We start from the raw sequence: 13,680 nt of genomic DNA, 5'->3' as shown, positions 1-13,680 counted from the left end.
TCCTGGTTTCGACACTCCCTGCAGATGATCGCCGATCCCGAAGCCGTGCAGGAACGTCGCAGATCCCACATCGGGGTCAGAGCCCTTCGCTCCCGCAAAGGGATCCGACCCCGCCCGTTACCCCGGCAGCTGCAGTTCCGCCCGCAGGCCGCCGCCCTCGCGGTTGTGCAACCTCAGCGAGCCGCCCAGCGACTGTGCCAGCTGCACCGCGATGGCCAGGCCCAGGCCAGTGCCGCCTGTATCGCGGTTGCGCGAGCTTTCCAGCCGATGGAACGGCGCCAGCACTGCCTGCAGCTGGCCCTCGGGAATGCCAGGGCCACGGTCGGAAATGCTGATCCACACTCTGCCGGCGTCATCACGGCCCGTCTCGATCTCGGCGGCACCGGCGTAACGCAACGCGTTGTCGACCAGATTGCCGACCACCCGGCGCAGCGGCTGCGGCCAGGTCTGCACGACCAGTCCAGCGGGCGCACCACCGCTGACCGGCTTGCCCATGTCCTCGTAATCGCCCACCACACTGGCCAGGAACGCGCCCAGGTCCATCGACACCGGTGCGCCACTGGCGACGTGGCTGCTGCGCGCATAGGCCACGCCCTCACGCACCAGTTGACCCAGGTGGTCGAGGTCGTCCAGCAACCGCTGCTGGGTGCTGTCTTCAGGCAGGGTCTCCACCCGAAGCTTCATGCGCGTGATGGGGGTCTGCAGGTCATGCGAGATCGCGGCCAGGATCTGCAGACGCTCAGTGACATGGCCGCGAATGCGTGCCTGCAGTGCGTTGAGCGCGGCCGCCGCGCCGCCCACTTCCGCCGGGCCATCTTCAGGCAGTTCGGGCCCGTCCTTGCCCGGCTGCAGATGCTCCACCGCATGCGACAGCTGCTGCAGCGGGCGCATGGCCAGGCGCACCGCCAGCCACGCGCACACCAGCAGCAGCGCCAGCTGCACCAGCAACACGGCGGGCAGCCAGCGCGCCAGCGGCAGGCCCGACGGGGTGACTTCGATGGTCAAGGGGGTGCCGTCGTGCAGGCGCAGTTCCACCTCGAACCGCTCCGGCAGGCGAGCCACCTGGCGCGCCTGCAACGGATAGCGGTGCTGCAGGCTGTCGTCGATGATCGCCGTGACCTGGCGTGCACGATCGGTCTGCAGCCCGGGTCCTGCGGCGGCCGGGCGCAGCAGGTAACGGTAGGTGCGCCGCTCCAGCCGCGGCACCCAGGCCGCGCGCTGGCCTGCGGGCAGGTGCTCCAGCAGCGCGACACTCACGGCCACGTCTTCATCGAGGTTGCGCAGCATCATGCTGCGGGTGGACTGGTAGCGTTCGAAGAACAGCAAACCGAAAGACAGTGCGTGGGCCAGCGCCAATCCACCCAGCAGCACCAGCAGCAGCCGCGCCGACAGCGTGCGCGGCCAGCGTGGACGGCGTGCGCCGGTGTTCATTCGTCCGGCCCCAGCAACTGCACCGGCACGCTGAACACATAGCCTTCGCTGCGCACGGTCTTGATGTAGGTCGGCTCGCGTGCGTCGTCACCCAGGCGCTGCCGCACGCGGCTGACCAGCAGATCGATCGAGCGGTCGAACAGTTCGGCATCGCGGCCCTGGGTGAGGCTGAGCAGCTGGTCACGGCTGAGCACCCGATTGGCGTGATCGAGGAACACGCGCAACAGGCGGAACTCGGCGCCACTGAGCGGATGCGCGGTGTCCTGCGCATCCAGCAGATGGCGTGCGGTGGTGTCCAGGCGCCACTCGCCGAAGGCCAGCTGGCGACCTGCTTCGCTCACCTGCAGATTCGGCGGCAGCATCTGCGTGCGGCGGATCACCGCATTGATGCGTGCCAGCAGTTCGCGCGAAGAGAAGGGCTTGGTCACATAGTCATCAGCGCCCATTTCCAGGCCGATGATGCGGTCGGTCTCGTCGTCGCGGGCGGTCAGCAGCACCACCGGCACCGCACGATGCTTGCCGGCGCGCAGGTTGCGGCACAGGCTCAGGCCGTCCTCGCCCGGCATCATCACGTCCAGCACCACCAGATCCACGGCATGGGTATCCATCAGCGCGCGCATGGCCCGGCCACCGTCGGCCTGGCTCACGCGCAGGCCGTTGCGCTGCAGGTAATCGGCCAGCATCTGGCGGATCTCGCTGTCATCGTCGACGACCAGGATATGCGGTACGTGGTTCATTGCGTTCTCGATGAAGACGGAGGTCAGGGCCGCGCTGCGCGGCCATGGTAGCGCGGCTCAGGGGTTGGCCAGCAGGCGCTGGATCTCGCTTTCGGTACGTGCGTAGTCGCCCTCGCCGTAATGGCGGTAGACCACCCGCCCCTGACGGTCGAGCAGGTACAGCGCGGGCCAGAAGCGGTTGCGCCAGGCGTTCCAGATCCGGTACTGGTTGTCCTGCACCACCGGCCAGGTGATGTCCAACCGTGCGATGGCCTTGCGCACGTTGCCGGGCAACCCTTCATAGGCGAACTCCGGCGTATGCACGCCGATCACCCTCAGGCCCTGCGACGCGTAGCGTGCATGCCACTGGTGGACATGCGGCGCCACGTTGAGGCAGTTGCGGCAGGTGTAGGTCCAGAACTCGACCAGCACCACCTGCCCCCGCAACTGCTTCAGTGTGAGCGGTGGGCTGTTGTGCCAGGGCCCGCCACCGTCGAACCCGGCGGCGGGAACGGCCTGTGCCGGCTGCGCATCGGCCTCCGGGCTGGGCCAGGCCATCAACAGCGCAGCCCCACCCAGCACGCCCATCAGCAACGGCAGCACGTACGCACGCAGGCCGGCCATCGCTCAGCCCCCCTGCTCGGCCAGTGGCAGTTCCGCCGGCTTCACCCCCGCCGCTTCCAGGATGCTGTCGGCCACCTGCGCCGGATGCGAAAGCAGCGACACATGGCTGCTGCCGATCGATTGCAGCTGCGCGCCAATGCGCTTTGCGGTGGCGGCCTGCAGCTGCGGCGACAGCATGCGATCGTCACGGCTGAGCACGTACCAGCTCGGCTTGCTGCGCCACGCCGCAACGTTCACTACTTCGCCCAGCGCGCTGGCCTTCAACGGGACCTGCGTGCTGTACAGCAGTGCGGCCGATTTTTTCATCACGTCCGGCGCGAAGTCCTGGGCGATGGCATCAGCCGGCAAGGTCAGGTAGCCGTCCCTTTCCTGCAGTCGGGCCAGACCCGGACCGACCGGGAAACCTTCGCCCTGTTGCGCCGAAGATTGCCCTGCATCCGGTGCGAACGCCGCCACGTACACCAGCGCCTGCACCTTCGGGTCATTGCCCGCTTCGGTGATGACCGTGCCACCCCAGCTGTGGCCGACCAGCACCACCTTGCCAGGCGCAGCGGCAATCGCACGACGGGTGGCGGCGACGTCGTCGGCCAACGAGGTGAGCGGATTCTGTACGGCCACCGCCGGCAGCTTCCAGTCATGCAGGGTGCTGATGACCTTGCTCCAGCTGGAGCCATCAGCGAACGCGCCGTGCACCAGGATGACGGTGGGCGGTGCAGCGGTATCGACCTGGGCAGCGAAGGCAGGGGCGGCGGCGGCAAGGGCGAGAGCGGCGGCCAGCAAGGAGGTACGGATCATGGGGCACTCCGGAGTTGGGAGTGGCCATTTCCGCCTGCCGGTGTATCGGCGCTGTTTCTCCGCAGCGCGGAGTTGTACCGGACTGTAGGGCGCAGGCGGGTTTCTACAGTGGGATACATTCGCGCGCCGGTCCTGGCTGGGCGCTACCGGGTGGATATCGCTCCCCGCACGCGGGCGCGCAACGCCCCGATGTGCGTCAACGCATCGTCTTTGTATCTGACTGTACGAAACCCCGGCCGCGACCACAGTCGCTGACAAAACCCCGGGCAACGGCACACGTTGCCGATACCTGCGCCGCCTGGAATGGCCTCCATCGACCACTGGCCCGCAGGACACCACCATGATCAGCACCGCCTCTTCCGTGTATACCCCCCGCCTGGACGCCGTCGGCCGCTGGCTCTCGCCATTGGCGCTGCGCACCCTGCTGGCCTGGGAGTTCTTTGAATCCGGCCGCGAGAAGCTGGGCGGCCAGAACTGGTTCGCCGACCTGGAAGGCCGCTTCCCGTTCCCGTTCTCCGCCCTGCCCGCATCGCTGAACTGGCAGCTGGCGACCTGGCTGGAACTGGTGGGCGCGGTGATGCTGCTGCTCGGCCTGGCCACGCGCTCGGTGGCCTACGTCTTCTGGGTCCTCACCATCGTTGCCATCGCCGCCGTGCACTGGCCCGACCAATGGAACGGCCTGGGTGAACTCTGGCAGGGCTACGCGATCACCGACCAGGGCTACGGCAACTTCAAGCTGCCGCTGCTGTTCCTGGCCATGTTGCTGCCGCTGATCCTCAACGGCGGTGGCGCGCTCAGCGTGGACCGGCTGTTGGCCGGCTCACAGCATGCCCCTGTCGGCAATGACGGCCTGGGCTGGGGCGTCAGCCTGATCGCCCTGCTGCTGCCGGTTGCCGCGCTGCTGCCCGGCATCGGCTTCGGCGGTGCCCTGCTCGGCGGCGTGCTGCTGCTGGGCTATCTGCTGCGCCGTCGCCACGCCGCCTGAGCTGAATCCCCTGTTCCCGCGCCTTTCGCTTTCCGTCGCCTCCTCGGCGGCGTCCATCCCGCACGCCCCGCGTGCTTTCCCAAGGAGTCATCACCATGTCCATCTCGACCAGGAACACCCCCTCCTCCCGCCTGCCGCGCATCGGTGCCATCGGCATTGCCCTGGCCGGTGGCCTGCTGCTGGCCGGCCAGGCCGCCGCGATCCAACCGCTGGCGATCAGCGCGGTGGCCATGAGCGCCGCCGCCGAAGGCAAGTGCGGTGAAGGCAAGTGCGGGGCCAACAAGGCTACCACCGGCAAGCCCGCCGGCAAGGCCAAGGTGGCCGAGGGCCAGTGTGGCGAAGGCAAGTGCGGCGACGCCTCGTTTGCCCGCACCGACCGCGACCACGACGGCAAGGTCTCGCGTGCCGAGTTCAACGCTGTGGCCGCCAAGCGCGCCGCCGAGTTCGACCGCATCGACACCGACCACGACGGTTACATCAGCGAGCAGGAAGCGCACGACTACCTGCGCAGCGTCTACACCGCCAACGGCAAGCCGATGCCGAAGGGCCTGTTCTCCCGCGTTGCCGATTGATCGACGTTCACCCGGCGCCGCCTTCAAGGCGGCGCCCTCTCTCTGGAGCATCCACCATGTCCCTGCCCCTGCCCGCCCATGCCGCCGGTCTTGGCCTGCGCCGTGGGCTGATCGACGAACTGCTGGCAATGCCGGCCGGAGCCATCGACTTTCTCGAAGTCTCCCCCGACAACTGGATCGGCATCGGCGGTGCACACGGCGCTGCGCTGCGCCAACTCAGCGAGCGCCACCCCTTGACCTGCCATGGCCTGTCGCTGTCGCTGGGCGGTCCTGATCCGCTGGACCGCACCCTGCTGGCACAGACCCGTGCCTTCCTCGACCTGCACCAGGTGCAGCTGTACAGCGAACACCTGAGCTACTGCGCCGCCGGCGGCCATGTCTACGACCTGCTGCCGCTGCCGTTCACCGCCGAGGCCGTTCACCATGTCGCCGGTCGCATCGCCCAGGTGCAGGAGATGCTGGGCCGACGCATCGCCGTGGAGAACATCTCCTACTACGCCGTTGCCGGCGCGGACATGAGCGAGATCGACTTCATCAACGCCGTGCTCGCCGAAGCCGACTGCGACCTGCTGCTGGACGTCAACAACGTTTTCGTCAACGCCTGCAACAACGGCTACGACGCCTTCGAATTCCTGGCCCGCGTGCCGGCCCACCGCGTCGCCTCGCTGCACGTAGCGGGCCACTTCGATGAAGACGATGGCTTCAAGATCGATACCCATGGTGCGCCGGTGAAAGGCGTGGTCTGGGCACTGTTGCGCGAGGCCTATGCGCGGGTGGGCGTGCGCCCCACGCTGCTCGAACGCGACTTCAACTTCCCCCCCCTTGCCGAATTGCTGGCCGAGGTCGGGCAGATCCGCCAGGCGCAGGCCGAGGCAGGTTGGCCCGAGGTGGCCCATGGCTGAGTCGCTGGCTACCCTGCAACGGCGCTGGGCCGATCATGTGCGCGACCCTGCAAAGACCGCACCCGATGGCATCGAGGCGCGGCGGATGGCGGTCTACCGCCGCCTGTGCATCGACAGCCTGGACACCCTGCTGGCTGGCAGCCTGCCGCGGTTGAAGTCGCAGCTGGGCGATGCCTGCTGGCGCAACACCGTCGAGCACTACTACGCGAGGCACGCCTGCCGCACGCCGTTGTTCCCGCAGATCGCGGGCGAGTTCGCGGCCTGGCTGGCGGTGCAGGACGCGCTGGCGCTGCCGGGCTGGGCAGCGGAACTGGCGCACTACGAGAGCACGCAGCAGTCGCTGCACATTGAAGCGCGTGACGGCGGGCGGCCGCTGCAGCGCGCTCCCGTAGGCAATGATGTGCTGGCGGTTTCGCCGTTGGTGCGGGTGCTTGGCTACCAGTGGCCAGTACATGAGGACCGGGCGCTGGAGCCGGTGTTGAGCACGGCTCCCACGCTGCTGGTGATCCAGCGCCTCGCCGATTTCAGCCTGCAGACCGAGGAACTGTCACCGCTGGCCTACGCGCTGCTGTCGGTGTTCGGTGACGACAGCGCGTCGGTGGATGAAGCACTGCAGCTGCTGTCCGAAACACATGGCGTGGCAGCGGACGCATTGCGCATGGCCTGCGTGCCTGTTCTGGGCGAGCTGTGCGCGGCGGGCGTGCTGGTTGCATTGCCCGCTTTCTGAGGTTGCCGGCCAGCGGCCGGCACTACCGTCCCCCTACTTCGAGGTCTCATCATGGCTCCTTCCAACACGTCCTTCCTGCATGGCTGGCGCCTGTTCGTGGCCGTAGCGGTGGTCCTGATCGCCTTCGCGCTGGCGGCCTTCGCCCCGTATCCCGATGCAGCCGAAGGCAGCCGAGCCGCGATCCGGGTCACTGCCCGCACATCGTTCCTGCTGTTCCTGGCAGCGTTCACGGCATCGTCGTTCGCCAGCCTTCTGCCCGGCCCGTTCACCCGCTTCCTGCTGCGCGAACGGCGCATCATCGGCCTGTCCTTCGCGTTCTCGCACCTGTTGCATGCAGTCGCGATCACCAGTTTCGGCGTCCTCAACCCGGCGTTCTGGCCAGCACGATCCGCGCTGGCCAACCTCCCGGGCACGGTGGGCTACATTGCCATCCTGGCGCTGGCCATCACCTCGCACCGGGGGCTCGCCCGGCGCATGGGACCCACCGCCTGGCGTCGCCTGCACGTCACCGGCATGTGGATCATTGCGGCGGTGTTTACCTACTCGTACTTCAAGCGCGTTCCGGGCAACTTCTGGTATGCGGTGCCGTCGGCGCTGCTGTTCACCGCCTTCGTGGTGCGCTGGATTGCCAAGCGGGCGCAGGCGCTGCGCCGAAGTGCGCATGTGCGGCCGCCGCTGCGGGCGGCCTGACGGGCCGGGGTCAGATCCCTTTGCCGCAGGGAAAGGGATCTGACCCCCTAAGGTCAAGGCGCGCGGCGCAGCGTGATCAGGGTGATCTCCGAGGGCACGCCGATGCGCGCCGGGAAACCGGCCCAGAGGCCCGCACCGTTGCCCACGTAAAGCGTCATCCCGTCCACGTCGTAGCGGCCGGAGACATATCCACCGTTGGCTCGTTTCACCAGCTGGTCCATACCAAAGATCTGCCCGCCGTGGGTATGCCCGGACAATTGCAGCTTCACGCCGCGCGCGGCCGCCTCGCGCGCATTGCGCGGGCGGTGATCGAGCAGGATCACCGGTGCAGAGGGATCGGCACCGGCCAGCGCGGTCTCCAGATCCGGCAGCGGCAGGCCATAGCGTGCCGCCACCGGATCGGTGACGCCGGCGATGGTCAGCGCAGCATCGCCGCGCCGCACCTGCAGGTGGCTGTTCTCCAGCACCTGCATGTGCAGCGCGCGGAACGCCTGCATCCACGCCTGGTACTGCGCGTAGTACTCGTGGTTGCCGGTGATGGCGACGACGCCGTCCGGCGCCCGCAGGTCCGCGAGCGGGCGCGCGTCGTCACGGCGGGCCTCGACACTGCCGTCGATCAGATCGCCAGTGATCACGATCAGGTCCGGTGTCAGTGCGTTGCTCTCGTCCACAACCCTGCGCACCCAGTCGCCGGTCAGCAGGCGGCTGGCATGGATGTCGGTCAGCTGCAGCACGCGATAGCCGTCGAACGCAGCGGGCAGATCCTTGATCGCCACCTCGATCTGCCGAGGCTGGGGCACGGCCATGCCCTGGCTGATGCCATAGCCACTCACAAGCAGCGCCAGCAGGCCGGCCAACGGCCGCAGCTTCGAGGCGCGCAGGACCGATACGATGCGCGGCCAACGCAGCAGGCGCGAAAGCAGCAGGCCGGCATCCAGTACCAGCATCATCAAGGCCAGCAGCAGTACCGCCGTGGAGCCGGTGGCCAGAACGGCGATGGCCAGCTTCGGGATCTCCGGCGAGGCCATCGTGCCCCAGAACATGGCGACGATGCGCAGCTGCACGGCCACGCCCACCAGCAGCAGCGACAGCACGACCTTCATCCAGATGGGCATGCGTAGTGGCCAGAACAGGCGCCAGGCCACATACAGGCCCATCAACAAACCGATCGTACTCAGCACTGCAACCATCCAGGAAAGAAAGCGGGCCCACCATGGTGACGGCTGCCGGCCGTGTTGTGTAGCGCCGAGCCCATGCTCGGCTGCTCAGGAAGCCGTCGAGCATGGCTCGACCCTACAGAACCCCGATCGCGCATCGCTCGACGCTACGGATGCCCCAGGCGCTCCACCCGCAGGCGGGCGATGCGACGCTTCTCCATCGCCAGTACGGTGATGCGAACATCCGCAATCTCCACCGCGTCACCGATGTCCGGCAGGCGCCCCAGACGCTCCAGCACCAGGCCGGAGATGGTCATGTAGTCGGCACTGCGCGGCAGCGATACGCCGGCCAGCCGCTGCAGGTCGTCCAGGGTGAGGGCACCGTCGGCCTCCCATTGGTCCTCGCCCTGCGCGACCACGCCATAGCGCTCGTCCTGGGTATCGACCAGGTCACCGGCAATGGCCGCCAGCAGGTCGTTGGCGGTCACCAGGCCTTCCACGCTGCCGTACTCGTCCACCGCCACCGCCAACGGCACCGGGTGCTGGCGGATCAGTTCCAGCGCCTGCAGCGCGCTGGCACTGGACAGCACGTACTGCGGCTCGCGCAGGTTGCCTTCCAGCTGCAGCGGCCTGCCCTGCAGCAGGTCGGCCAGCAGGTCGCGGCTCTGCACCACGCCACGCAGGCTGTCCAGGTCGCCATCACCCACCAGCAGGCGGGTGTGCGGCGACGCCACCAGGCGTGCCACCACATCCTCCTGCCCACGGGCCAGGTCGATCCACTGCACGTCGGCACGCACCGTCATCACGCTCGACACCGGGCGATCGGCCAGCCCCAGCACGCTGCGGATCATCTCGTGCTCCGCCGGCTGCAGGCGCTCTTCGGCATCGTCGTGTTCGTCCGCGTTTTCGTCGTCGTGGCCATTGGCCGGGCGCGCGCCCAGCATGCGCAGCACGGCGTCGGCGGTGCGCTGGCGGAACGGCTGGCGGCGCTCGTTGCGCTCACGGTTGAAACGCACCCACTGGTTGAACGCCTCGACCAGGATCGAGAAGGCAATCGCCGCGTACAGGTAACCCTTCGGAATCTTGTAGCCCAGGCCCTCGGCCACCAGGCTGAAACCGATCATCAGCAGGAAGCCCAGGCACAGCACCACCACCGTGGGATGCTTGTTGACAAAGCGCGTCAGCGGCCTGCTGGCCAACAGCATCAGCGCCATCGCGATGGTCACGGCGGCATACATCACGCCCAGGTTGTCGACCATGCCCACCGCGGTGATCACCGAGTCCAGCGAGAACACCGCGTCGAGCACCACGATCTGTGCCACCACCATTGCGAAGCTGGCGTAGACCTTCTTGCCATCCTCGTGGTGTTCGCGGCCTTCCAGCCGTTCGTGCAGCTCCATGGTGCCCTTGAACAGCAGGAACAGGCCACCGCCCAACAGGATCAGGTCACGCCCGGAGAAGCTGTGGTCGAACAGCGTCAGCAGCGGCTCGGTCAGTTTCATGATCCACGCCAACGCCGCCAGCAGCACCAGCCGCATCAGCAAGGCCAGCGCCAGGCCGATTACCCGCGCGCGGTCACGCTGGTGCGGCGGTAGCTTGTCGGCAAGGATCGCGATGAACACCAGGTTGTCGATGCCGAGAACGATCTCCAGCACGACCAGGGTTGCAAGGCCCATCCAGATCGAGGGGTCAGCCAACCATTCCATTTCAGGTCCGTTTCGTCAGTAGGTAAGGGAAAAGAGCGACCGCTCAGTCAGCGTCCTGTGCCTGCGCCGGGTCGTGCCCGAGCAGGTCGCCGGGCGTGCACTGCAGCTCGCGGCAGATCGCATCAAGGGTGGAAAAGCGGATGGCGCGCGCCTTGCCGGTCTTCAGGATCGACAGATTGGCCAGGGTGATGTCGATGCGCCCGGCCAGCTCGGACAGGGTCATGCCGCGTTCCTGCAGCATGCGGTCCAGGGTGATGACGATCGCCATCAGATGACACCGTCGAGGTCGTCGCGCATCGCTGCGCCCACGGCGAAGACGCGCGCCAGCACGAACAGCATCAGCACGGCCACCAGGCCAGTGATCGACATGCCACCGCCGACCTCCATCCAGGTGAAATCCGGGCCCATCCAGGCCGAATAGGCACCGATCAGGATCGACAGCAGTTCCATTGCCAGCATCAGCCAGGCCATGCGCTGCAGGCGCCGTGCATTGGCGTGGGTGAACGGCCGCTCGCGCGCCGCCGACTTCAGCAGCCTCAGCAGATGGCGCAGGAACAGCAGGCACAGCACCAGCAGCGCGATGATCGCGCCCAGGCCCAGGCAGAAGTGCAGGAACAGATCATTGCCGTGCGCGGCAGCGGCCTCGGCGTCATGCACGCTGTCGAGCAGCCAGCGGCGGTCGTGGGCGACCAGCGGCACCGCCAGCAGTGCGGCCAGGATGCCCAGCCAGCACATCGCCCGGACGGCCTGTACGGCGGCCTGGGCCAGGGCAAACAGGCCTCGCGCGGGTCTGGCGCGGGCGGGACGAGCGGTCAAGCGGCCTCCGGTGTTGGGGTGGACGCGCCGCCCCCGGGATGGATTTATCGATAAACGATATATCACACGCTGCGTGAAAGGCTGAACCGCAGGCGTGGCTCCTGTCAGGGCCCGGGCGCGCCCCGCTCCAGCATTGCCTCACCCGGCGTCGCAGAGGCCATCGCCTGCACGCCGGCATCGGCGGCCTGCCGCGTGACCAGGCGGAAGCGCACCTGCAGCTTGCCCTGCCCCGGGGTGGCCCAGCCGTACTGGATGGCCACCTGATCGGCCGACAGCGGCCCACGTCCCGGCAGCGAGCGCACCTGCAACGGCATCGGCGCGGCCTGCACCAACCGGGCGAATCCCTTCTGCACGACCGCCGCGTCGGCCTTCTCGGCGTAGACCGTGCACGTGCCATCGTCAGCCCAGCTCACCGCATAACGGCCACTGGCCAGGGGCACCATCCAGGCCACGCCCGATTGCCCCTGCAACAGCGCGGCGGCTTCGGCGGGCTGCAGCGGCGACAGCCCATTGGATTCCATCAGCGACTGCAACCGCGCCGGGGCCCCGATGTGCTGCATGCAGGCGGTATCGAACAGCTCGCTGAAGGGATCCTGCGCCGGACCCTTGGCCTTGGGCGTGCGCGCGGGTTGCGCCGCCGCCAGGGTGGGCAGCAGGGCCAAAGCCAGCCAGAACGCAGGACGCATCGGGATTCCACGCTACGGAAAACAGCAGGGAGGATGGCAAAGCCCGGGCGTGCCGCGCAATGGGTCATGGCTTGACAGCCGCCACCGGCGGGAGGAGTATCAGTTAACGAATTAGTTAATTAGCTCGCCATGGACCGCATCTTCGAAGCCCTTGCCTCCACCGCCCGCCGGCAGATCCTGGCTTATCTCAGTGCCGGCGAACTCAGCGCGGGCGAGCTGGCCGAGCGCTTCGACTTCAGCAAGCCGGCGTTGTCCAGCCACCTGCGCATCCTCGAGGAAGCCGGACTGATCGAACGCGAGAAACGCGGCCAGTTCGTGTACTTCAGGCAGGTACCCGACCGTTTGGCCAACACGTTGTTCTCGTGGGCGGCCGAAGTCTGCCCTGTCGGCGGCCCGCTCAAGCGTGAAGCCCGCGCCCGCCGCAAGTCCCCCGCCCGCTGATCCGCCCCGCCAAGGAGCATGACGATGCCTGGTTCGACCCGCGATCGCCGTTCGTTTCCAGCAGTGCAGCTTCCGGCACAGGACGGCGGCAGTCCGACCGAAGTCACCCTGATCGCGCAGCTCGGCATCGGTGCCGGTGACGCGCTGGTGAGTGACGCCAGCCAGCGTCAGCGCCACCACCCGGCGTTCATCGATGCGTTGGATGAACCTTCGGCGCGACTGGGTGGCATGCACCTGCAGCACGGGGATGCCTCCTCGCTGTACAGCTTCACCGTCGGTGCCGGTGGCCATCCGTTTCATCGCCATGCAGGCCCGCGCATGTTCACCGCCATCGCCGGCAGCGCGGGAGCCGAGCTGCGTTTCGCCACCGCCTCCGACACGCAGCTGGCGGCAGATCCCGGTGCCTTCGCGCACACGCTTCGGCGCATCCGCATCCCACCGGACTGCCTGTTTACCGTGCGCTTCGGCGGCGGCACCTGGCACCAGTTCGCGTCGAACCATCCTGCACATCCAGCGCTGTTCGCGTTGTCCTGCCACAGCAATGAACTGGCCGGCGCGATGAGCGAGCAGGCGCGTGCACAGGTGCAACGCAATGCCGCCGATATCCCCAGCCTGACCGAGGTGCTTCCGGAATCGCACTGGCCTTCGGGCACCTCGCTTGCGGCGGCACCGCTGTTGCAACTGTCGCTGCAGGCGGCGCCTCCCAGCCTGTGCGCACACCTCTGCGCGCGTACCCGTGCGCTGCTCGGCCCGCTGCGCCGCATCCCCATGCGGCCGCTGCGCGGGTTCGTCGAACGTGCCACACCGGCCTATCCCATCCGTTCGCGGCCCGCCGCCACCGATGGCCTGCTGCCCACAGCGCTGCCGCACAGCCACTACCAGGACCTGACCACCCTGTGCCTGGAACCCTCGCAGGTGGTCCACCGTTCCGCATCGGCACTGCTGGCCGATGTACTGGACGGCTTCCTGCGCAATCCGCCCAGCGGCGTAGGCCATCTGATGGCGCTGCGAAACCGACTGGTGGCGCCGTTGCGGTTGCGCACGTCGCCGCTGGGATGCCCGGTGTCGTCACTGCTGTCGACCGATCGCAGCCGGTTTTTCGCTGGTCGATTTCCGGTGCTGGATTCGCACATCGATGCGCAGGACAACGACGCCGAAGTCCTGCTCGGCGCCGACGATCGGCACCTGCGTTTCCGTAGCAGCGTGCGCGTGCAGCGGCGTAGCGATGGACATGTCGAGATCAGCCTGGGCTCTCGCGTGCAGACCCTCAATGCGTTCGGCGGCATGTACATGGCACTGATCGACGCCGGGCACCGGCACTATGTCGCGCCGGCACTGCTGCGGCGTGCGGTGGAACACGCCTTGGCACCGGAGCTGGCCAATCTTGGGGATCCGGCAGCACACCCTGCGCACTGCTGACCCTGGAACACGA

The 13,680-nt window shown here is 67.8% G+C and carries 16 protein-coding genes; 7 read left to right on the top strand and 9 right to left on the bottom strand.

Annotated elements, in window-relative coordinates; translation table 11 throughout:
* Window positions 1-117 precede the first annotated feature (117 nt).
* From AC5P67_RS08055 to AC5P67_RS08040, 4 genes are read right to left on the bottom strand one after another with little or no spacing between them, the layout of a single operon-like run.
* A complete protein-coding gene (locus AC5P67_RS08055) occupies window positions 118-1,431 on the bottom strand; it encodes a sensor histidine kinase (RefSeq protein WP_495214502.1) in 1,314 nt (437 codons plus the stop codon).
* On the bottom strand, window positions 1,428-2,168 hold the full coding sequence (locus AC5P67_RS08050; protein ID WP_005408504.1) for a response regulator: 741 nt from the start codon (window positions 2,166-2,168) through the stop codon (window positions 1,428-1,430). Before AC5P67_RS08050 ends, AC5P67_RS08055 begins: the two co-directional genes overlap by 4 nt.
* 57 nt (window positions 2,169-2,225) lie before the next feature.
* On the bottom strand, window positions 2,226-2,771 hold the full coding sequence (locus tag AC5P67_RS08045) for a redoxin domain-containing protein (protein WP_049430390.1): 546 nt from the start codon (window positions 2,769-2,771) through the stop codon (window positions 2,226-2,228).
* Between the two features lie 3 nt (window positions 2,772-2,774).
* Window positions 2,775-3,566 (bottom strand): alpha/beta fold hydrolase, encoded by a 792-nt coding sequence (locus AC5P67_RS08040; protein ID WP_005408502.1) that lies wholly within the window; start codon window positions 3,564-3,566, stop codon window positions 2,775-2,777.
* Between the two features lie 340 nt (window positions 3,567-3,906).
* Here AC5P67_RS08040 and AC5P67_RS08035 point away from each other — a divergent pair, with 340 nt between their 5' ends.
* The 5 genes from AC5P67_RS08035 to AC5P67_RS08015 all read left to right on the top strand — a co-directional run bounded on the left by AC5P67_RS08035 (window position 3,907) and on the right by AC5P67_RS08015 (window position 7,442).
* Window positions 3,907-4,551, top strand: a complete 645-nt coding sequence (locus tag AC5P67_RS08035; protein ID WP_049448689.1) for an HvfX family Cu-binding RiPP maturation protein — start codon at window positions 3,907-3,909, stop codon at window positions 4,549-4,551.
* Window positions 4,552-4,646: 95 nt separating this feature from the next.
* Window positions 4,647-5,123 carry an HvfA family oxazolone/thioamide-modified RiPP metallophore gene (locus AC5P67_RS08030; RefSeq protein WP_033833324.1) on the top strand — a complete coding sequence of 159 codons (477 nt, stop codon included), beginning with the start codon at window positions 4,647-4,649 and terminating at the stop codon, window positions 5,121-5,123.
* A gap of 56 nt (window positions 5,124-5,179) precedes the next feature.
* The gene (locus AC5P67_RS08025; protein ID WP_197634329.1) at window positions 5,180-6,025 is read left to right on the top strand and encodes an HvfB family MNIO-type RiPP peptide maturase; all 846 of its coding nucleotides are present in this window, start codon (window positions 5,180-5,182) and stop codon (window positions 6,023-6,025) included.
* Entirely contained in the window at window positions 6,018-6,752 is a 735-nt protein-coding gene (locus tag AC5P67_RS08020) for an HvfC family RiPP maturation protein (RefSeq protein WP_495214497.1), read from the top strand. The genes AC5P67_RS08025 and AC5P67_RS08020 overlap by 8 nt, the downstream gene beginning before the upstream one ends.
* 51 nt (window positions 6,753-6,803) lie before the next feature.
* Window positions 6,804-7,442 carry a ferric reductase-like transmembrane domain-containing protein gene (locus AC5P67_RS08015; protein WP_012479414.1) on the top strand — a complete coding sequence of 213 codons (639 nt, stop codon included), beginning with the start codon at window positions 6,804-6,806 and terminating at the stop codon, window positions 7,440-7,442.
* 53 nt (window positions 7,443-7,495) lie between these two features.
* Here the strand turns inward: AC5P67_RS08015 and AC5P67_RS08010 are convergent, their stop codons facing one another.
* From AC5P67_RS08010 to AC5P67_RS07990, 5 genes are all read right to left on the bottom strand, one after another.
* A complete protein-coding gene (locus AC5P67_RS08010) occupies window positions 7,496-8,632 on the bottom strand; it encodes a metallophosphoesterase (protein ID WP_043034154.1) in 1,137 nt (378 codons plus the stop codon).
* 134 nt (window positions 8,633-8,766) lie between these two features.
* Entirely contained in the window at window positions 8,767-10,305 is a 1,539-nt protein-coding gene (locus AC5P67_RS08005) for a TerC family protein (protein ID WP_043034155.1), read from the bottom strand.
* Between the two features lie 43 nt (window positions 10,306-10,348).
* Complete coding sequence (locus tag AC5P67_RS08000; RefSeq protein WP_005408494.1) at window positions 10,349-10,573, bottom strand: helix-turn-helix domain-containing protein; 225 nt, start codon at window positions 10,571-10,573, stop codon at window positions 10,349-10,351.
* Window positions 10,573-11,040: a DUF2975 domain-containing protein gene (locus AC5P67_RS07995; RefSeq protein ID WP_005412578.1), complete on the bottom strand. Its 468-nt coding sequence runs from the start codon at window positions 11,038-11,040 to the stop codon at window positions 10,573-10,575. Before AC5P67_RS07995 ends, AC5P67_RS08000 begins: the two co-directional genes overlap by 1 nt.
* 185 nt (window positions 11,041-11,225) lie before the next feature.
* Entirely contained in the window at window positions 11,226-11,807 is a 582-nt protein-coding gene (locus AC5P67_RS07990; protein ID WP_076738861.1) for an NMCC_0638 family (lipo)protein, read from the bottom strand.
* 129 nt (window positions 11,808-11,936) lie between these two features.
* Here AC5P67_RS07990 and AC5P67_RS07985 point away from each other — a divergent pair, with 129 nt between their 5' ends.
* Together AC5P67_RS07985 and AC5P67_RS07980 are read left to right on the top strand one after the other, a co-directional pair.
* Window positions 11,937-12,248, top strand: coding sequence for a metalloregulator ArsR/SmtB family transcription factor (locus AC5P67_RS07985; protein WP_004147836.1), 312 nt, complete (start codon window positions 11,937-11,939; stop codon window positions 12,246-12,248).
* Window positions 12,249-12,272: 24 nt separating this feature from the next.
* On the top strand, window positions 12,273-13,667 hold the full coding sequence (locus AC5P67_RS07980; RefSeq protein WP_483723572.1) for a DUF2867 domain-containing protein: 1,395 nt from the start codon (window positions 12,273-12,275) through the stop codon (window positions 13,665-13,667).
* The last annotated feature ends 13 nt before the right edge of the window (window positions 13,668-13,680 follow it).

This window comes from Stenotrophomonas sp. YJH_SMC_21 (assembly GCF_059369555.1).
This window is presented reverse-complemented; position numbering and strand designations above follow the sequence as displayed.